This is a genomic window from Pseudomonas sp. Sample_14 (assembly GCF_004307515.1).
Taxonomy (GTDB): Bacteria; Pseudomonadota; Gammaproteobacteria; order Pseudomonadales; family Pseudomonadaceae; genus Aquipseudomonas; species Aquipseudomonas atacamensis.
In genome coordinates, this window is sequence record NZ_RCOC01000058.1 from 100,034 (window position 1) to 119,219 (window position 19,186).

Consider the following 19,186-nt stretch of genomic DNA (forward strand, 5'->3'; position numbering starts at 1 on the left):
ACCAACACAAGCACTCGAGTTTGCGCTGCTCACTTGTGGGAGTTAGCCTGCTCGCGAATGCGCTGTGTCAGTCAGCACATTTACAACTGATCCATCGTTTTCGCGAGCAGGCTCGCTCCCACAGGGGATTTGTGCGAAGCGAATAAAAAGGCGCGCCATCCAGAACGGATGGCGCGCCTTTTTTTGTTGGCGGATTCGCGGCTTAGCTGCCGGCGACAGTCATCCGCTCGATCAACACCGAGCCGGTGCGGATGTTGCTGCGCAGCTCCAGATCATTACCCACTGCGACAATCTGCTTGAACATGTCGCGCATGTTGCCGGCGATGGTCACTTCCTGTACGGCGAACTGGATCTCGCCGTTTTCCACCCAGAAGCCTGCCGCACCGCGCGAATAGTCGCCGGTGACCATGTTCAGGCCATGGCCCATCAACTCGGTGACCAGCAATCCCCGGCCCATGCGCTTCAACAGCGCTGCCTGATCTTCATCGCCATGGGTGACGAACAGGTTGTGCACGCCGCCCGCGTTGGCGGTGCTCGGCATGCCCAGTTTGCGCCCGGAATAGGTGCCGAGGATGTACGAGACCAACTCGCCCTTCTCGACGAACGGTTTCGCGTAAGTCGCTAGGCCATCACCGTCGTAGGAAGCACTGCCCATGGCGCGCATCAGATGCGGGCGCTCATCAATGGTCAGCCATTCCGGGAACAGCTTTTGCCCGAGTGTGCCTTCCAGAAACGACGATTTGCGATACAGGCTGCCGCCCGACACGGCCGAGAGGAAACTGCCGAACAGACCACCCGCCAGTTCGGCGGAAAACAGCACCGGCACCTCGCATGTCGGCACCGGCCGCGCGCCCAGACGGCTCGCCGCCCGTTGCGCGGCACGCTGGCCGATGCTCACCGGATCGGCGAGCAGACTGCCCTGGCGATTGACGTCATACCAGTAATCGCGCTGCATCTGGCCGTCGGCTTCGGCGATCATCACGCAACTCAGGCTGTGCCGGGTCGACGCGTAGCCGCCGATGAAACCGTGGCTGTTGCCGTAAACCCGGCAGCCCTGATGGGTGCTAAGAGTGGTGCCGTCGGCGTTCTTGATCCGCGCATCGGCATCGAACGCCGCGGCCTCGCAGAGCAAAGCCTTCTCGATGGCCTGCTCCGGGGTGATGTCCCATTCGTGGAACAGGTCGAAATCCTGCACATCTCTGGCCATCAGCGCCGCATCGGCCAGACCCGAGGCTTCGTCCTCGGAGGTGTGTTTGGCGATCGCGAGTGCTGCAGCGACGGTTTCACGAATCGCCTCCGGCCCGGTGGCCGAGGTGCTGGCCGAGCCTTTGCGCTGGCCGACGTACAGGGTGATGCCAAAACCCTGATCACGATTGAATTCAACGGTTTCGACCTCGCGCTGACGCACCGAAGTCGACAGGCCTTGCTCCAGCGACACCGCGACTTCACAGGCGCTGGCGCCCTGGCGCTTGGCTTCGGCGATGATCTGCTCGACCTGTTCTTGCAGTGCCGGCAATGCCTGCGGGCCGACGCTTTGAACTGCACTCATGCTCATCTCCACTCAAATTCTGCTTTCGGCTGGGGTCATCGAGCGACCGGGCCGGACAAGCGGCCCCCGACTGGTTATCATGGCGGCGTTTCTTTGCGGACTGCCACCATGGTTGATTCTTACGACGACTCCCTCGATACGGGAGAAAAAAGCAAATCTCAGGTCAAACGCGAGTTGCATGCGCTGGTTGACCTCGGCGAGCGCCTGACCACACTCAAGCCTGATCTGGTCGCCAAACTGCCGTTGACCGACGCTTTGCGCCGGGCATTGGCCGATGCGCCCAAGCACACCGCGAACATCGCGCGTAAACGGCATTTGCAGTTCATCGGCAAACTGATGCGCGACCAGGACACTGACGCGATTCTGACTCTGCTCGATCAACTCGATGCCTCCACTCGCCAGTACAACGAGCGTTTCCATAATCTGGAACGCTGGCGTGACCGCCTTATCGCGGGCGATGACGCCGTGCTGGAGAAATTCGTCATCGAATACCCGGACGCCGATCGCCAGCAATTGCGTTCCCTGATCCGTCAGGCCCAGCATGAGGTTGCGCAAAACAAACCACCTGCTTCGAGCCGCAAGATCTTCAAATACATTCGGGAGCTGGACGAGACTCAACGCGGCCTGCGTTGATAATCGCCACCGGGTGGCCGTCCTGCGCGCCACCCGAAAGCCCCGCCTCTCTTATGCGCCCGTGCCACCCACGGTAATCGCATCGATTTTCAGCGTTGGCTGGCCGACACCCACCGGCACCGACTGCCCATCCTTGCCGCACGTACCCACACCGCTGTCCAGCGCCAGATCGTTACCGACCATCGACACCCGGCTCATCGCCTCGGGACCGTTGCCGATCAATGTCGCGCCTTTGACCGGTGCGGTGATCTTGCCGTCCTCGATCAGATAAGCCTCGCTGGTGGAGAATACGAACTTGCCGCTGGTGATATCGACCTGACCGCCGCCGAGGTTGGCGCAGTAGATGCCCTTCTTCACCGAAGCGATGATTTCCGCCGGATCACTTTCGCCACCGAGCATGTAGGTGTTGGTCATCCGTGGCATCGGCAGGTGCGCGTAGGATTCGCGACGACCGTTACCGGTGCGCGCCACGCCCATCAGCCGCGCGTTGAGCTTGTCTTGCATGTAGCCCTTGAGTACGCCGTTTTCGATCAGCGTAGTGCACTCGGTCGGAGTGCCTTCGTCATCGACGCTGAGCGAACCGCGACGGCCGCTCAAGGTGCCGTCATCGACGATGGTGCATAACTTGGAGGCAACCATTTCACCCATGCGCCCGCTGTAGGCCGAGCTGCCCTTGCGGTTGAAGTCGCCTTCCAGACCGTGACCGACCGCTTCGTGCAGCAGCACGCCGGACCAGCCGGAACCGAGCACAACCGGCAAGGTACCGGCCGGCGCCGGAATCGCTTCGAGGTTGACCAGCGCCTGACGCAACGCTTCACGGGCATAACCCATGGCGCGGTCTTCGGCGAGGAAATAGCGGTAATCGGTACGCCCGCCGCCGCCGTGCCCGCCGCGTTCGCGACGGCCATTCTGTTCGACGATGACGCTTACGTTGAAACGCACCAATGGGCGCACATCAGCGGCCAGGCCACCGTCGGTGGAGGCCACCAGAATCCGCTCCCAGACCCCGGCCATGCTCACGCTGACTTGCTGAATCCGTGGGTCGAGTGCGCGGGTGGCGACGTCGATGCGTTTGAGCAACTCGACTTTTTCCGCGCGGCTGAGCACTTCCAGCGGGTTATCGGGCGCGTACAGTTGCGCGACGTCCTGGCTGGTGAACGCCTGCACGGTGCCGTTCTGCCCGGCGCGGGAGATCGAACGCGCCGCACGCGCCGCTGCACCGAGGGCCTCGAGGGTGATCGCGTTGCTGTAGGCAAAACCGGTTTTCTCACCGGACTGCGCGCGCACGCCGACACCCTGATCGAGATTGAAGCTGCCTTCCTTGACGATGCCGTCTTCCAGCGCCCACGACTCGGAAATCTGGCCCTGGAAATACAGGTCGGCGGCATCGATGCCCGGCCCGGCCAGATCGCCGAGCACGCCTTGCAGGCTCTCGATCGTGACACCGCCGGGTGCCAACAGGTGATCACTGACTGAGGACAACAACTCGCTCATAGGTTTACGCCTTAAATTCGTGTTCTGAAGCAGGCCGCTGGGCGCCCTGCGAGAAAAACCGCCGATGACGCGTCACCGGCATGCGCGCCCGGATGGACGCTTGTTCATCGCTGTCGCGGGCGGCCAGTAACACCGCCTCGCCTTGATCCTGCTGGGCCAGCACACGCCCCCACGGATCGACAATCGCCGCATGCCCGAAGGTCTCGCGTGGCCCCGGATGACTGCCGCCCTGTGCGGCCGCGAGGATATAACACTGTGTTTCGATGGCCCGCGCGCGGATCAGTACATCCCAATGCGCAGCGCCGGTTACGGCCGTAAAGGCCGACGGTGCGGTAATCAACTCGGCACCGGCGGCACGCAATTCACTGTACAGCTCCGGGAAACGCAAGTCGTAACACACGCTCAGACCGACGCGCCCCACCGGCGTATCCGCCACCACTACATTACCGCCATAAGCATAGTCATCGGATTCACGGTATTGGCCGCGATTGTCAGCGACATCGACATCGAACAGATGCAGCTTGTCATAGCGCGCGACGACCTCGCCGTATTCATTGATCAACAGCGAGCAGGCATTGGCTTTGGCCGTGGGTTGACTCAACGGTGGCAACGGCAATGTGCCGGCGACTATCCATAAGGTGAGGTCGCGGGCGGTCTGTTTCAACCAGGGCAGGATCGGCCCTTCGCCCAAGGCCTCGGCGCGGCCGATATCAGCGACGTCACGACGGCCCATGGCGGCGAAGTTTTCCGGCAGCACCGCGAGTTTCGCCCCGCTGGCGGCTGCCTGTTCAAGCAGGCGTCGGGCCTGGGCCAGATTGGCCAGCACGTCGCTCTGGCTGACCATTTGAATCACCGCTAAAGACATGGCGAACTCCCATAGAGGTATTTGGCCATGCTACTCCATCGCTTCAAGGCCGGGCCGCTCAAAAAGGCTTGTCGAAGGTGATTTTCGGCTCTTTCCATGGGCCTTTGACGGTGTACTTGACGCTGGCGAAGCGCGCCACGCGGTCGCCGATCAGCTTGTCGATGAGGAACAGCGCGCCGCCGACCGCCGGTGCGCCAACAAGCAGCGCGGCGATCGGCAGGTTGTTGGTCACCGGCAAGGTCACCAGCAATTTCGCATCGACCTTGTCACCGACCAGATCCAGCGTGCCGTCCAGCTCAAGATTGCTCGAAGGCCCGGTCAGGCGAATCGGCTCGCGGGTAACGTAGACACCGTTGGTCGCCACCAGCAAACCTTTGACCCGGTCGTAGCTCAGGCCTTTGCCGAACAGGTCGGAGAAGTCCAGACGCAGACGCCGGCCGATCGAGTTGAAGTTGAGCAGGCCGAACACCCGCAGCGCCTGAGCACCACCTTCCACTTCAACGAACTGGCCCTTGTTCAGCGAGGCGTCGAGGGTGCCGGAGAAGCGCTTGGTCGCCAACCACGCCGGCGAGCCCGGCCAACGTCCATCGACGTCCATATGGAATTCTTCGCTGGTCACGCTAGGCGCGAAGCCCCAGCCTTTGAGCACGTCGGCCAGATTCTTGCCGCCAATGCGGCCCTTGTACCAACTGCTGGTCGCCCCCGGCGCGCCTTCCCAGCCGCCGTTGCCTTGCAGCAGGATGCCCTTGAGGCCCATGTCGAGGTTGTTCAGGGCGATGCCCTTGGCGGTCGGCCGCACTTTCAGCGACCAGCCACCGACCAGATCGGGGCCGAGGAACAATTGATTGAGGGTGATATCCAGCGCCGGAATTTTCGTCGGATCGACCGACGCCAGTGGATCCGGCGCGTTCTCGTCAGCCTGCACCGCCGGGTCCGGCGCCGGAAGTTTCACGTATTGCAGATTCACCGCAATCGGCACGCCGTTGGCGTCCGGCAGGCTGGCCGTGCCCTTGGCCTGCTGACTATCGAGAGCGAGATTCCATGCGCCGGGCTTGCGATTGATCTGCACCGAGGCCTGATCCAGCGTGGTGCCGAGCGCGGTCAATTTGCCGACTTTGATGTCAGCGCTGCTGAGCAGTTGCTTGGCGCTGCCGCCCGGATCCCCGCCGGCGTATTTGTTGGCCAGATCCTGCCACGGCGCAACGTCCAGCTCTGACAGCACCCCACGAATGCGCAGACCCTTGGCGCCCGGCAACACCGCTTCGCCAGCGCCGAGGAACAGTTCGCCACGGCCATCGGCGAAATTGCTCGGCGGCGCGGCAAAGGTGAAATTGGCCAGTTGATCGTAATTGACCCAGTACCGCCGCTCCTGGCCTTGCAAGGTCATGCGGAACACCGTGTCGCGCCCGACATCGGCGGTCATGCCGAACGGCGCCGGCAGATCCACCGCCACGCCTTTGAGGCTGGAGCTGACCAGCAACTGGCTGTCGGCCCCGGAAAGATTCAGCTGCAACTGATAAGGAATCGTCCCGGACACCGGCAACGGCTGGGTCACGCCCAGCCAGTCGGTGAGCTTTTTCACTTCGACCTGCCCCGACGCCGCAACCCGGGTCTTGATCTGGTTGGGGCTGCCATCCGCGAAAATCTGCGCAGTGACCGGTTTGTCGAACGCCCGCGCGGAAATGTTCTGGCCGCTGAGGCCTTTATTGCTGTCGAAGCGGAAATCGCCCTTGAGCTGGCTCAGTTCCAGTTTCGGTTCGGCCAGTTTCAGCCGCGCGTTGGCGGTTTTGAAATCGACGAGGCTTTTCGGCTGTTCGCCCTTGGCCAGCGGAATATCCAGCTTAAGCTTGCCGTTGAGATCACCCGCGCCCTCCCAACCGGCAAAGGTCTCGCCAGTGCCGATCGGCGCATCCTGAAGAATCTTCAAGCCATCGCCGAGGCCACCGGCAAATGCGCCATCAAGAAACAAATGCGAGTTCTGCCCGGCCGGTACGTGAGGAATATTGACGAAGACATCGCTGACTTGCGTATCGAGCAACTGGCCCTTGCTGGCCCAGATGCGCACGCCGCTGTCCTCGATGAACACGTCACCGCTGACCTTGCTCACGTGCGGCCAGCCCGGCTGAAAGGCCAGTTCGGCGTCATGCACTTTGAAGAACAGGCTGATGCTGCGATCAGCCTCGCCGGCATTCTTGCTCAGCGAGCCCTGATACTGGAAGAAACCCTGATCCACTGCGCCTTTGAGGATCGCCGTGCGCAGCCACTCATCAAGCGCCGGGCTCAACACCGCCGGCAGGTATTTCGCGGTATAGCGACCGTCGCCATCGACCAGGCCGACGCGCAGGTCCATGTAGTCTTCCTGGCTATGGTCGAAGTGCAGGCGGATAAGGAAGTCGCCGGCAATCTTGCCCTCCTCGCCCAGCACCTTCAGGTACGGCGCAATCAGGGTGAAGCCGTCCTTGTCGAGCTTCCAGGTCAGCCGCGCATTGGCCTGCAGGTATTGCCATGGCTTGGCGAAAATCGGATCGAGGTGCAGGACGAAGTCCTTGCTGTCGAGGCGCAACTCACCGCCGTCCAGATTGCCGCTGAGGCTGCCGCTGACATTTCGCGCCGCCGGAGCGCCGTGGTAGGCATCGAAACCGACATTATCGAGGTTGGCGGCAAAGCCGAATTTGTTGCCGTCGGTGGCGGCCGGACGGAAATCCAACAGGACGTTGCGCAGGCCGCCGGTTACCTTCAAACGCTCGACCACTGTGGCGAAGCTTTGCGGCAACGGCCCCAGCGCATTGAGCAGCGGCGTGATCGGGGTCAGATCGAGGCGATCGGCCTGCAGATGCCAGAGCTCTTCAGCCTTGGCGCTGGCGCGAGTCTGCTGCACCTGCACATGGGATTCCCAACGGGTGTCGCCGAAGCTCATCGCCAGTGAATCAAGAGTGACCTTCGCGCCCTCGGCGGTGTTGCGGTAATAGGCGTTGAGCGCCAGATTGTTGATCTGGATCGGCTTGCGCTCGGCGTAGGCACCGGTCACTTGCGGCGCATTCAGGCGCAACGCGGCGCTTTGCAACGCGCCTTCGGCCCAATCGACCCAGAGTTCACCGCCGGCCTTGATCTCGGAAAAATTCCATTGCTGGGTCAGGCGCTCGGGCAGCCATTTCGACCAGTCGCTTTGCGGCAGGCTGGCATAACCCTCGATGACGCTGTTCTGCCACTGATCAGGACGCAACTGGCTGCGCAGGCTCAGCGCGACAGGTTGGCCGTCGGGCAAGGTCAGACGCGCGTCGAGACGCTGGCGGCTGGCGCCGGTGCGCAGATTCAGACCGACATAGGTGAGCGTCATGGGCGCGTGGTCGAGCGGTTGCAGGGTCACCTGGCTGTCGAGCACCGACAGTTGCTTGATCATCTGCGAGCGCTGGAACAGTTGCGCTGCATCGAACGGCTGATCCTTCTGCACCGGCAGACCTTCCAGCGCCCAGGTACCGTCTTCGGCTTCCTTGAGGCTGATCTTCAAACCGTTGAGTTCGATATGCGCGAGGCGCACTTCGCGGGCGAGCACGCTGCCCCACATATCCGGCACCACCCGCACGCGGTCGAGGCGCAGAGCGTTGGCACCGTCGCCGACCATCACGTCGTGGGCCAGCAGGATCGGCGCGAAACCGCTCCAGTTGCCTTCCAGCTCACCGATTTGCAAAGGCATGCCGAGGGCGGCGCTGGCCTTGTCTTCGATGTCGGCGCGGTATTCCGCCACCAGTGGCGTCAGCTCGCGGCCGAGGCTGACGTATAACGCCATCAACACCAGAACCAACGCGCACAGGCCCAGCCCCCAGCGGGTGAGTGCGGCCAGAATGCGTGTCAGACGCTCCATGTCAGTTGGCTCCCATGGCAAAAATACTGCGAAAAGCTGAGGCCAGCCGCGTTGAATGAGTGGTGATGCAGGGCTTCAGAGCAGCACCACGTCATATTGTTCCTGGGAATACATGGTTTCCACCTGGAAGCGTATGGTGCGGCCGATAAAGCCTTCAAGCTCGGCGACGTTACCGGACTCTTCATCGAGCAGACGATCGACTACTTTCTGGTTGGCCAGCACCCGATAACCCTCGGCCTGATAGGCCCGGGCCTCGCGCAGAATCTCACGGAAGATCTCGTAACAGATGGTTTCGGCGGTCTTCAGTTTGCCGCGTCCCTGACAACTGCTGCACGGTTCGCACAACACCTGCTCAAGGCTTTCGCGGGTGCGCTTGCGGGTCATCTGCACCAGGCCCAGCTCGGTGATGCCGATGATGTTGGTCTTGGCGTGATCGCGCTCCAGCTGTTTCTCCAAAGTGCGCAGGACCTGACGCTGGTGCTCTTCATCTTCCATGTCGATGAAGTCGATGATGATGATCCCGCCGAGGTTGCGCAGGCGCATCTGCCGGGCAATCGCCGTGGCCGCTTCGAGATTGGTCTTGAAAATGGTTTCTTCGAGATTGCGATGACCGACGAACGCCCCGGTGTTGACGTCGATGGTGGTCATGGCTTCCGCCGGATCGATCACCAGATAGCCGCCGGATTTCAGCGGTACCTTGCGCTCCAGCGCGCGTTGGATTTCGTCTTCGACTCCGTACAGATCGAAGATCGGCCGCTCGCCCGGATAGTGTTCCAGACGATCGGCGATTTCCGGCATCAGTTCGGCGACGAATTGCGTGGTTTTCTGGAAGGTTTCCCGCGAGTCGATGCGGATCTTCTCGATCTTCGGATTGACCAGATCACGCAGGGTGCGCAGGGCCAGGCCGAGGTCTTCGTAGATGACGCTGGGCGCGGCGATGGTCTTGATCTGCTCGTTGATCTGGTCCCAGAGGCGCCGCAGGTAACGGATGTCCATGAGGATTTCATCAGCGCCCGCGCCTTCAGCGGCTGTGCGCAGAATGAAGCCGCCGGCCTCCTTGATGCCTTCTTTGGCCACGCAATCACTGACCACCTGCTTGAGACGCTCGCGCTCGGCTTCGTCTTCGATCTTCAGGGAAATGCCAACGTGGGCAGTGCGCGGCATGTACACCAGATAACGCGAAGGGATCGACAGTTGCGTGGTCAGGCGTGCGCCTTTGGAGCCGATCGGGTCCTTGGTGACTTGCACCACCAGGCTCTGACCTTCGTGCACCAGCGAACTGATGCTTTCCACCGCCGGGCCTTCGCGCAGGGAGATTTCGGCGGCGTGAATGAAAGCTGCACGATCGAGGCCGATGTCGACAAATGCCGCCTGCATGCCCGGCAGTACGCGAACGATCTTGCCTTTATAGATGTTGCCGACGATCCCGCGTTTCTGCGTGCGCTCGACGTGGACTTCTTGCAGCACACCGTTTTCGACCACCGCCACGCGCGATTCCATCGGCGTGATGTTGATCAGAATCTCTTCACTCATGGCAGGATCTCGTTCAGGCATGTTCACGATAGTGGCCGCATCTGGATTCGTACGACGCTCAGGGCGTGTTCAGGTTTTGCCAACAGGGTATGCCGAAATGGCCCAACACCTCGCAGGTTTCGCACAGCGGCAGGCCGACCACCGCCGAATAGCTACCCTCGAGCCCGGCGACAAACACCGCACCCAGGCCCTGAATGCCATAGCCGCCGGCCTTGTCGCGCGGTTCGCCACTGGCCCAGTAGGCGCCGGCCTCTTCGCGGCTGATGCTGCGAAAACGCACGCGACTGCGCACCACCCGCGACTCGCAGCGCTCACCTTCAAGCACGGCGATGGCGGTCAGCACTTCGTGTTCGCTGCCGGACAACATCATCAGCATGGCGCATGCGTCGGCTTCGTCCACCGGTTTGCCAAGTATTTTGCCGTCGAGTACCACAGCGGTGTCGGCGCCAAGCACGCAGAACGGCTGGTCAGAGACGACCGAGCGGCGCCCGGCCTCAGCCTTGCCACGCGCGAGGCGCTCGACATAGGCCGATGGGGATTCTTCAGGAAGCGGGGTTTCGTCGATGTCCGCGCTGATGGCGGAGAACTGCACGCCGATCTGCGTGAGCAATTCACGGCGGCGCGGTGAGCCGGAGGCGAGGTAAAGCAGTTTCATCAAAACATCTCCCTGTTCAGTGCCCTGCTTCACCGGCTCAATAGATTCTGTAGCGTCGGCACATCCCGCGAAGGGCGAAGCTGACCCACGGCCAGAGCAAGGCACTGACCAGCGCCGGCAAGACCAGCGCCAGGGTTGGCTGACGGTTGCCGGTCAGAGCGCTGAGCCACAGTTGCGCCAATTGTGCGAGGCCGAAGATCACCAGGATCACCAGACACTGCTGCCACATCGGGAACATGCGCAGGCGCTGCTGCAATGACAACACGAGGAAAGTAATCAGGGTCAGGATCAGCGCGTTCTGTCCGAGCAAGTCGCCCTGCAGGACATCTTCGGCCAGCCCCAGACAGAACGCCGTGACCATGCCGACCGTGTGCGGCATGTACAGCGCCCAGAAGGTCACGAGCAAGGCCAGCCACAGCGGGCGAAGGATTTCCATGAAGATAGGCAACGGTGAAACGCTGAGCAGGATGCCAACGAAGAATGTCAGCCAGATCATCCAGCCGTTTCCGGATTTTTTCGCGCCGACCATTATTCTCGTCCCCCGGTAGTCGCTGGCGGTTTCGCCGGTGGTTTGCTCGCGGCAGGCGGTTTGGCAGCGGCCGGAGCGGCAGCGGGCGGTTTGCTCGCGGCGGGCTTGGCCGGCGTGGCGGCAGGCGCTGCGGCTTCAGTGGCCGGCGCTGCGGTAGCGGTCGGCGGCGTGGCAGGCATGATCAACGGTTTCGGCACGCTGGCCGGCAACATCGGGCCGCCGCCGTGGGCATCAAGCTGTTCCTGGGCCTGGGCGGCGTCATTGGCGCGTTCCTCGGCGGTGCGGCTGTCGCTGAACACCAGCAGCAGATAGCGGCTGCGGTTCAGGGCGGCGGTCGGTACCGCACGGACAATGGCGAACGGTTGGCCGGAGTCGTGGATGACCTCTTTTACCGTGGCCACCGGATAACCGGCCGGGAATCGCTGGCCGAGGCCGGAGCTGACCAGCAGATCGCCTTCCTTGATGTCCGCCGTGTCGGCGACATGACGCAATTCCAGGCGCTCCGGGTTGCCGGTGCCGCTGGCAATCGCGCGCAGACCGTTACGGTTCACCTGCACCGGAATGCTGTGGGTGGTGTCGGTCAGCAGCAGGACACGCGAGGTGTACGGCATCAATTCAACCACCTGGCCCATCAGCCCGCGTGCATCGAGCACCGGTTGGCCGAGCACCACGCCGTCGCGCTCACCTTTGTTGATGATGATGCGATGGGTGAAGGGGTTGGGATCCATGCCGATCAGCTCGGCCACTTCGACCTTTTCATTGACCAGCGCGGAGGAGTTGAGCAACTCGCGCAGCCGAACGTTCTGCTCGGTCAGGGCCGCGAGCTTTTGCATGCGTCCCTGCAACAGCAGGTTTTCGGTCTTGAGTTTTTCGTTTTCGGCGACGAGCTCGGTGCGGCTGCCGAACTGACTGGCGACCCCTTCCCACAAGCGGCCGGGCAGGTCAGTGATCCAGTAGGCATCCATGAGCACCAGCGACGCTTGCTTGCGCGCGGGCTTGAGCAGGTCGAAACGTGCATCGACCACCATCAGCGCGACCGCGAGCACGGCCAGCACCAACAGGCGCACGCCCAACGAAGGGCCTTTGGTGAAAAGCGGTTTAATAAGCCGCTCCTCCCAGGCAAATGTTCTGTTTATTCATACGGCATCAAACCGGCCTGGATGAAGACTGACAGAAGATAAACGCCAACAGGCAGCACTGCAAAGTGCTGCCTGTGCGTTCACCCACGTATTGCATTCGAAGCTTATTCGCTCGAAAGCAGATCCATGGTGTGCTTATCCATCATTTCCAGCGCACGGCCACCGCCGCGAGCAACGCAAGTCAGCGGATCTTCGGCAACGATCACCGGCAGACCGGTTTCCTGAGCCAGCAACTTGTCGAGGTCACGCAGCAGCGCGCCACCACCGGTCAGCACCAGGCCACGCTCGGCGATGTCGGAAGCCAGTTCCGGCGGCGATTGCTCCAGCGCGCTTTTCACCGCCTGAACGATGGTGGCCAGCGACTCTTGCAGAGCCTCGAGCACTTCGTTGGAGTTCAGGGTGAATGCGCGTGGAACGCCTTCGGCCAGGTTGCGACCGCGAACATCGACTTCGCGCACTTCGCCGCCCGGGTAGGCCGTACCGATTTCCTGCTTGATGCGTTCAGCGGTGGATTCACCGATCAGGCTGCCGTAGTTGCGGCGCACGTAGGTGATGATCGCTTCGTCGAAACGGTCGCCGCCGACACGTACGGATTCGGCGTAGACCACACCGTTCAGGGAGATCAGGGCGATCTCGGTGGTACCACCACCGATGTCCACGACCATCGAACCGCGCGCTTCTTCAACTGGCAGGCCGGCACCGATCGCAGCAGCCATCGGCTCTTCGATCAGGAACACTTCACGGGCACCGGCGCCAAGGGCCGATTCACGGATGGCGCGACGCTCGACCTGGGTGGACTTGCATGGAACGCAGATCAGCACACGAGGGCTGGGCTGCAGGAAACTGTTTTCGTGAACCTTGTTGATAAAGTACTGCAGCATCTTTTCGCAGACGCTGAAGTCGGCGATCACGCCGTCCTTCATCGGACGAATGGCGGCAATGTTGCCCGGCGTACGGCCGAGCATGCGCTTGGCCTCGGTGCCGACAGCGACGACACTTTTCTGGTTACCGTGTGTCCGAATGGCCACAACCGATGGCTCATTCAGGACGATACCGCGCTCGCGCACGTAAATAAGGGTGTTGGCAGTGCCCAGGTCAATGGAAAGATCGCTGGAAAACATGCCACGCAGTTTCTTGAACATGGGAAAGGGACCCTAGGCAACGCGTGGGTAAAAAAGTGCGGCAAACTCTAACAACGACAGGGATTTTGGGCAAGGCGCCAATATGTTAAATTGGCCGCTTTTCTGTGCACCAAGCCCCACAATCGCGGCCTTATGACCGTAGAAGTGCGGTAGTGTTCCGACAATCTAACACACGGACGCCGTCCGTTCTGTTTTCCACTGGAGAATCCCGATGGCGCTAGAACGCTCCGACGTGGAAAAAATCGCGCATCTGGCCTGCCTTGGCCTCAACGATGCCGATCTTCCGCACATTACTTCCGCCCTCAACAGCATTCTCGGGCTGGTCGACGAAATGCAGGCCGTTGATACCGACGGTATCGAGCCGCTGGCCCACCCCCTGGAAGCCAGTCAGCGCCTGCGCGCCGACGTGGTGACCGAGACGAATAATCGCGAGGCCTACCAGTCCATCGCACCAGCGGTCGAAAACGGCCTGTATCTGGTTCCGAAAGTCATCGACTAAAGGGAAAGAGCCTGCAATGCATCAAATGACTCTGGCCGAGATCGCCCGCGGTCTCGCCGATAAAAAGTTTTCCTCCGAAGAGCTGACCAAAGTCCTGCTGGCGCGTATTACCCAGCTCGATCCGCAGCTCAACAGTTTCATCAGCCTCACCGAGGATCTGGCCATCGAGCAGGCGAAAGCCGCCGATGCACGCCGGGCCAACGGTGAGAGCGGCGCCCTGCTCGGCGCGCCGATCGCCCACAAGGATCTGTTCTGCACCCAGGGCATCCGCACCAGCTGCGGCTCGAAGATGCTCGACAACTTCAAGGCTCCATACGACGCCACCGTAGTCGCGAAACTGGCCGCTGCCGGCGCCGTGACCCTGGGCAAGACCAACATGGACGAATTCGCCATGGGTTCGGCCAACGAGTCGAGCTGGTACGGCGCAGTGAAAAATCCGTGGAATCTGGAACACGTACCGGGCGGTTCGTCCGGTGGTTCGGCGGCGGCAGTTGCCGCTCGTTTGTTGCCAGCGGCCACGGCCACTGACACCGGCGGTTCGATCCGTCAGCCGGCGGCGTTCACTAACCTCACCGGCCTGAAGCCGACCTACGGTCGCGTTTCGCGCTGGGGCATGATTGCCTACGCTTCCAGCCTCGATCAGGGCGGCCCGTTGGCGCGCACGGCCGAAGACTGCGCGATCCTGCTGCAAGGCATGGCCGGCTTCGACCCGAACGATTCCACCAGCATCGATGAGCCGGTTCCAGATTACTCCGCCAGCCTCGGCGAGTCGCTGCAAGGCCTGCGCATCGGCGTGCCGAAGGAATACTTCAGCGCCGGTCTCGACCCGCGCATTGCCGAGCTGATCCAGAACAGCATCCAGCAGTTGCAGAAGCTCGGTGCGGTGATCAAGGAAATCAGCCTGCCGAACATGCAGCACGCCATTCCTGCGTACTACGTGATCGCCCCGGCAGAAGCGTCTTCCAACCTGTCGCGTTTCGACGGCGTGCGTTTCGGCCATCGCTGCGAGAACCCGGAAAACCTCATCGACCTGTACAAGCGCTCCCGTGGCGAAGGCTTCGGCGCGGAAGTGCAGCGCCGGATCATGGTCGGTGCCTACGCGCTGTCCGCCGGTTACTACGACGCCTACTACCTGAAAGCGCAGAAGATTCGTCGTCTGGTGAAGAACGATTTCATGGCTGCGTTCAATGAAGTCGACATCATCCTCGGCCCGACCACGCCGAACCCGGCCTGGAAACTCGGCGCGAAGAACAGCGACCCGGTCGCAGCCTATCTGGAAGACGTCTACACCATCACCGCCAACCTCGCCGGCCTGCCGGGCCTGTCGATGCCGGCCGGTTTTGTCGACGGTCTGCCGGTGGGCGTGCAGTTGCTCGCGCCGTATTTCCAGGAAGGCCGTTTGCTCAACGTTGCGCACCAGTATCAGTTGAACACTGACTGGCACACCCGCACCCCAACCGGCTTCTGAGGAGACACACATGCAATGGGAAGTCGTGATCGGGCTGGAGATTCACACTCAGCTCACCACCCGGTCGAAAATCTTTTCCGGTAGTTCCACCACGTTCGGTTCCGAGCCGAACACCCAGGCCAGCCTGATCGATCTGGGCATGCCCGGCGTGCTGCCGGTGCTCAACCAGGAAGCGGTGCGCATGGCGGTGATGTTCGGTCTGGCGATTGACGCCGAGATCGGCCAGCACAACGTGTTCGCCCGCAAGAACTACTTCTACCCGGATCTGCCGAAGGGCTACCAGATTAGCCAGATGGAATTGCCGATCGTTGGCAAAGGCCACCTGGACATCGCCCTGGAAGACGGCACGGTCAAACGCGTCGGCATCACCCGCGCGCACCTTGAAGAAGACGCCGGCAAGAGCCTGCACGAAGAATTCAACGGCGCCACCGGCATCGACTTGAACCGTGCCGGCACGCCGCTGCTGGAAATCGTTTCCGAGCCGGACATGCGCAGCGCCAAGGAAGCCGTGGCTTACGTCAAGGCGATCCACGCGCTGGTGCGCTACCTGGGCATCTGCGACGGCAACATGGCCGAAGGCTCGCTGCGTTGCGACTGCAACGTCTCGGTACGCCCGAAAGGCCAGGTCGAGTTCGGCACTCGCTGCGAGATCAAGAACGTCAACTCGTTCCGTTTCATCGAGAAGGCGATCAACTCGGAAATCCAGCGTCAGATCGAGCTGATCGAAGACGGCGGCAAAGTGATCCAGCAGACCCGCCTGTACGATCCGAACAAGGACGAGACCCGTCCGATGCGTTCGAAAGAGGAAGCCAACGACTACCGTTACTTCCCCGATCCGGACCTGCTGCCGGTGGTCATCGAAGAGTCGTTCCTCGGTGAAGTGCGGGCGACCCTGCCGGAACTGCCACCGCAAAAGCGCGAGCGCTTCCAGAGTCAGTTCGGTCTGTCGGCTTACGACGCCAACGTGCTGGCCACCAGCCGTGAACAGGCGGACTACTTCGAGAAAGTCGCGGCCATCGGTGGCGACGCGAAACTGGCGGCGAACTGGGTGATGGTCGAGTTGGGCAGCCTGCTCAACAAGCAGGGCCTGGACATTGAGGATTCGCCAGTTTCCGCCGAGCAACTGGGCGGCATGCTGCAGCGCATCAAGGACAACACCATCTCCGGCAAGATCGCCAAGGTAGTGTTCGAAGCGATGGCCAACGGCGAAGGCAGTGCTGACGAGATCATCGAGAAGCGCGGGCTCAAGCAAGTCACCGACACCGGCGCGATCTCCGCCGTGCTCGACGAAATGCTCGCGGCCAACGCCGAACAGGTCGAACAGTACCGCGCGGCAGACGAAGCCAAACGCGGCAAGATGTTCGGCTTCTTCGTCGGCCAGGCCATGAAAGCCTCGAAAGGCAAGGCCAACCCGCAGCAGGTGAACGAATTGCTGAAAAGCAAGCTCGAAGGCTGACCACCAATGGAGCCAGATCCAAAGCCTGGCTCCATCCCCTGTGGAAGGGACCTGTGGCGAGGGGATTTATCCCCGTTGGGCCGCGAAGCGGCCCCAATTGCTGAGCTTGATTTGCACCAGATAAACCGAGTTCTCAGTTTTGGGACTGCTGCGCAGTCCAACGGGGATAAATCCCCTCGCCACAGGTCACTCCTACATTTGATCCGGGATACCTTTGAATGAAGCGTCTGTTGCTGAGCAGCGCCCTGCTCTCCCTGCTGGCCGGTTGCGCCAGTACCGACACCATCGACCCGCACGGTTACGACCAGACCGGCGTCGCCTCCTACTATGGAGCCAAACATCACGGTAAACGCACCGCCAGCGGCGAAGCGTTCAACCAGCATTCCCTGACCGCCGCCCACCGCCAGTTACCGTTCGGCACGCGGGTGAAGGTCACCAACCTGAAAAACGATGAATCAGTCGTGGTCCGCATCAATGACCGTGGCCCGCACACCCGTGGCCGGCTGATCGATCTGTCACGCGAGGCCGCCGATGAGATCGGCATGCTGCGCAGCGGCACCGCACGGGTTCGCGTGCAGGCCCTCGACTGATGGAGCGCTGACCATTTTCGGACTAGCCGATCTGCCGCTGATCAACGTCATCGAATTGCTCAGCGGCCTGGTTCTTTTGCTCATCGGCGCCGAGCTGATGGTGCGCGCCGCCGTGCGTCTGGCCGAGCGCCTGCGCGTGCGTCCGTTGATCATCGGCCTGACCATCGTCGCCCTCGGCAGCAGCGCGCCGCAGATGACCGTGAGCCTGCAAGCGGCGCTGACCGACAACCCGGACATCGCCGTCGGCAGCGTGGTCGGCAGCGGCATCTTCAACATCCTCGTAACCCTTGGCCTGTCGGCGTTGATCATCCCGCTGCGCGTGTCGCGGCAATTGGTGCGCCTCGATATCCCGCTGATGATCGGCGCCAGCCTGCTGGTATTCATCCTCGCCTGGAATAAAGACCTCGGACGTTTCGACGGTGTCCTGCTGCTCGGGGCCTTGGCGCTGTACCTTGGCTTGTTGTTCCGCCAGTCGCGACACTCGACGCGACCTCATACAGAACGACCCACCGAAACGCAGCAATCCTGGCTGATCAGTGTGCTGATGATTCTCGCTGGCCTGGCCATGCTGGTATTCGCCGGGCGTTTGCTGCTCGGCGCCGCCGTGGTCGTGGCCACCGACCTGGGCCTGTCCGAACGGGTCATCGGCCTGACCGTGGTCGCGGTCGGCACTTCGCTGCCGGAGCTGGCGACTTCGCTGATCGCTGCGTTGCGCGGGCAGCGCGACATTGCCGTGGGCAACGTGATCGGCGCCAACCTGTTCAACCTGCTCGGGGTGCTCGGGCTGACCGCCCTACTCGCACCGACGCCGCTTTCCGTCTCCCCCAACGCGCTGGATTTCGACTTGCCAGTGATGCTCGGCGTCGCGGCGCTGTGCTTGCCGGTGTTCTATTCCGGCTACCGCGTTACCCGGGCCGAAGGCTTGCTGCTGCTCGGTTTGTATCTGGTCTACGGACTGCATGTGGTGTCGTTCACCACCGGCATGCCGCTGGCCGGCAAACTCGAGCGCTTGATGCTGTTTTATGTCCTGCCGGCGCTGCTGACGTTTCTGCTGTTCACGTCGATCCGCGCCTGGCGTCGCCAACACCACAAGAGAGATGTGCCATGAGCGAGTCGAAGCAGTCCGGGGTTGAAATCCGTCGTCAGGTCATGGGCGATGCGTTCGTTGATCGCGCCCTGGGCAACGCCACCGAGTTCACCCAGCCGTTGCAGGATTTCGTCAATGAACACGCTTGGGGCGGGGTGTGGAATCGTGAGGGGCTGCCGCTGAAGACCCGCAGCCTGATCACCCTCGCCGCGCTGACCGCGCTGAAGTGTCCGCAGGAGTTGAAAGGCCATGTGCGCGGTGCGCTGAACAACGGCTGCACGGTGGAAGAGATCCGCGAAGCGCTGCTGCATTGCGCGGTGTATGCCGGCGTGCCGGCGGCGATCGATGCGTTTCGCGCGGCGCAGGAAGTGATCGACAGTTATCAGAAACCGCAGTGACCGCCTTCGCGAGCAGGCTCGCTCCCACATTTGCAATGCGCTTCCCTGTGGGAGCGAGCCTGCTCGCGAAGAGGCCCTGGCAGACACCGCAAATCCTTGGTCAGATCCACCCACCCCACTGCAACACAAAGATCCCGACATTGGTGGTAATCGCCGCCATCAACGTGGTCATCACGATAATCGCCGCTGCCAGCTCATGATTGCCCTGCGCCGCCCGGGCCATGACGAAACTTGCCGCCGCCGTCGGGCTGCCAAAGCAGAGAAACAGAATCCCCAGTTCCGCCCCG

At 62.0% G+C, this 19,186-nt stretch carries 16 protein-coding genes and 1 pseudogene; 7 read left to right on the top strand and 10 right to left on the bottom strand.

The window, feature by feature from the left end:
• Positions 1–202 precede the first annotated feature (202 nt).
• Positions 203–1,555: a metalloprotease PmbA gene (gene pmbA / locus D8U61_RS13355; protein WP_172834015.1), complete on the bottom strand. Its 1,353-nt coding sequence runs from the start codon at positions 1,553–1,555 to the stop codon at positions 203–205.
• A 102-nt stretch (positions 1,556–1,657) separates the two neighbouring features.
• On the opposite strand from pmbA, the gene yjgA reads away from it, so the two are divergent.
• Complete coding sequence (gene yjgA, locus D8U61_RS13360) at positions 1,658–2,182, top strand: ribosome biogenesis factor YjgA (RefSeq protein WP_016771692.1); 525 nt, start codon at positions 1,658–1,660, stop codon at positions 2,180–2,182.
• Positions 2,183–2,233: 51 nt separating this feature from the next.
• On the opposite strand, the gene tldD is transcribed toward yjgA, so the two are convergent.
• The 8 genes from tldD to mreB all read right to left on the bottom strand — a co-directional run bounded on the left by tldD (position 2,234) and on the right by mreB (position 13,401).
• The gene (gene tldD / locus D8U61_RS13365) at positions 2,234–3,676 is read right to left on the bottom strand and encodes a metalloprotease TldD (RefSeq protein ID WP_016771693.1); all 1,443 of its coding nucleotides are present in this window, start codon (positions 3,674–3,676) and stop codon (positions 2,234–2,236) included.
• 4 nt (positions 3,677–3,680) lie between these two features.
• Positions 3,681–4,541, bottom strand: coding sequence for a carbon-nitrogen hydrolase family protein (locus D8U61_RS13370; RefSeq protein WP_130927091.1), 861 nt, complete (start codon positions 4,539–4,541; stop codon positions 3,681–3,683).
• A gap of 58 nt (positions 4,542–4,599) precedes the next feature.
• Complete coding sequence (locus D8U61_RS13375) at positions 4,600–8,403, bottom strand: YhdP family protein (protein WP_130927092.1); 3,804 nt, start codon at positions 8,401–8,403, stop codon at positions 4,600–4,602.
• Between the two features lie 75 nt (positions 8,404–8,478).
• Positions 8,479–9,936 (bottom strand): ribonuclease G, encoded by a 1,458-nt coding sequence (rng, locus tag D8U61_RS13380; RefSeq protein WP_016771696.1) that lies wholly within the window; start codon positions 9,934–9,936, stop codon positions 8,479–8,481.
• A gap of 58 nt (positions 9,937–9,994) precedes the next feature.
• Complete coding sequence (locus tag D8U61_RS13385; protein ID WP_130927093.1) at positions 9,995–10,591, bottom strand: Maf family protein; 597 nt, start codon at positions 10,589–10,591, stop codon at positions 9,995–9,997.
• Positions 10,592–10,628: 37 nt separating this feature from the next.
• Positions 10,629–11,120 (bottom strand): rod shape-determining protein MreD, encoded by a 492-nt coding sequence (mreD, locus tag D8U61_RS13390; RefSeq protein WP_024011608.1) that lies wholly within the window; start codon positions 11,118–11,120, stop codon positions 10,629–10,631.
• Positions 11,120–12,223, bottom strand: coding sequence for a rod shape-determining protein MreC (mreC, locus tag D8U61_RS13395; protein ID WP_130927094.1), 1,104 nt, complete (start codon positions 12,221–12,223; stop codon positions 11,120–11,122). The genes mreD and mreC overlap by 1 nt, the downstream gene beginning before the upstream one ends.
• A gap of 140 nt (positions 12,224–12,363) precedes the next feature.
• A complete protein-coding gene (gene mreB, locus D8U61_RS13400) occupies positions 12,364–13,401 on the bottom strand; it encodes a rod shape-determining protein MreB (protein WP_002555108.1) in 1,038 nt (345 codons plus the stop codon).
• Between the two features lie 211 nt (positions 13,402–13,612).
• Here mreB and gatC point away from each other — a divergent pair, with 211 nt between their 5' ends.
• The 6 genes from gatC (at position 13,613) to D8U61_RS13430 (ending at position 18,899) form a co-directional block, all read left to right on the top strand.
• Positions 13,613–13,900: an Asp-tRNA(Asn)/Glu-tRNA(Gln) amidotransferase subunit GatC gene (gatC, locus tag D8U61_RS13405; protein ID WP_024011606.1), complete on the top strand. Its 288-nt coding sequence runs from the start codon at positions 13,613–13,615 to the stop codon at positions 13,898–13,900.
• 16 nt (positions 13,901–13,916) lie between these two features.
• On the top strand, positions 13,917–15,368 hold the full coding sequence (gene gatA, locus D8U61_RS13410) for an Asp-tRNA(Asn)/Glu-tRNA(Gln) amidotransferase subunit GatA (protein WP_024011605.1): 1,452 nt from the start codon (positions 13,917–13,919) through the stop codon (positions 15,366–15,368).
• 10 nt (positions 15,369–15,378) lie between these two features.
• Complete coding sequence (gene gatB, locus D8U61_RS13415; protein WP_016771702.1) at positions 15,379–16,824, top strand: Asp-tRNA(Asn)/Glu-tRNA(Gln) amidotransferase subunit GatB; 1,446 nt, start codon at positions 15,379–15,381, stop codon at positions 16,822–16,824.
• Between the two features lie 218 nt (positions 16,825–17,042).
• Entirely contained in the window at positions 17,043–17,414 is a 372-nt protein-coding gene (locus D8U61_RS13420; RefSeq protein WP_024011604.1) for a septal ring lytic transglycosylase RlpA family protein, read from the top strand.
• A 31-nt stretch (positions 17,415–17,445) separates the two neighbouring features.
• Positions 17,446–18,522: a calcium/sodium antiporter gene (locus D8U61_RS13425; RefSeq protein WP_130887421.1), complete on the top strand. Its 1,077-nt coding sequence runs from the start codon at positions 17,446–17,448 to the stop codon at positions 18,520–18,522.
• On the top strand, positions 18,519–18,899 hold the full coding sequence (locus D8U61_RS13430) for a carboxymuconolactone decarboxylase family protein (protein WP_024011602.1): 381 nt from the start codon (positions 18,519–18,521) through the stop codon (positions 18,897–18,899). Before D8U61_RS13425 ends, D8U61_RS13430 begins: the two co-directional genes overlap by 4 nt.
• Before the next feature lie 100 nt (positions 18,900–18,999).
• Here D8U61_RS13430 and D8U61_RS13435 read toward each other — a convergent pair.
• Positions 19,000–19,186 (bottom strand): annotated as a pseudogene (locus tag D8U61_RS13435) (AEC family transporter); the annotation flags it as partial.

Coding starts and splice junctions, on each gene's coding strand:
- pmbA (WP_172834015.1), bottom strand. CDS start 1,555: ATGAGCATGAGTGCAGTTCAAAGCGTCGGCCCGCAGGCATTGCCGGCA.
- yjgA (WP_016771692.1), top strand. CDS start 1,658: ATGGTTGATTCTTACGACGACTCCCTCGATACGGGAGAAAAAAGCAAA.
- tldD (WP_016771693.1), bottom strand. CDS start 3,676: ATGAGCGAGTTGTTGTCCTCAGTCAGTGATCACCTGTTGGCACCCGGC.
- D8U61_RS13370 (WP_130927091.1), bottom strand. CDS start 4,541: ATGTCTTTAGCGGTGATTCAAATGGTCAGCCAGAGCGACGTGCTGGCC.
- D8U61_RS13375 (WP_130927092.1), bottom strand. CDS start 8,403: ATGGAGCGTCTGACACGCATTCTGGCCGCACTCACCCGCTGGGGGCTG.
- rng (WP_016771696.1), bottom strand. CDS start 9,936: ATGAGTGAAGAGATTCTGATCAACATCACGCCGATGGAATCGCGCGTG.
- D8U61_RS13385 (WP_130927093.1), bottom strand. CDS start 10,591: ATGAAACTGCTTTACCTCGCCTCCGGCTCACCGCGCCGCCGTGAATTG.
- mreD (WP_024011608.1), bottom strand. CDS start 11,120: ATGGTCGGCGCGAAAAAATCCGGAAACGGCTGGATGATCTGGCTGACA.
- mreB (WP_002555108.1), bottom strand. CDS start 13,401: ATGTTCAAGAAACTGCGTGGCATGTTTTCCAGCGATCTTTCCATTGAC.
- gatC (WP_024011606.1), top strand. CDS start 13,613: ATGGCGCTAGAACGCTCCGACGTGGAAAAAATCGCGCATCTGGCCTGC.
- gatA (WP_024011605.1), top strand. CDS start 13,917: ATGCATCAAATGACTCTGGCCGAGATCGCCCGCGGTCTCGCCGATAAA.
- gatB (WP_016771702.1), top strand. CDS start 15,379: ATGCAATGGGAAGTCGTGATCGGGCTGGAGATTCACACTCAGCTCACC.
- D8U61_RS13420 (WP_024011604.1), top strand. CDS start 17,043: ATGAAGCGTCTGTTGCTGAGCAGCGCCCTGCTCTCCCTGCTGGCCGGT.
- D8U61_RS13430 (WP_024011602.1), top strand. CDS start 18,519: ATGAGCGAGTCGAAGCAGTCCGGGGTTGAAATCCGTCGTCAGGTCATG.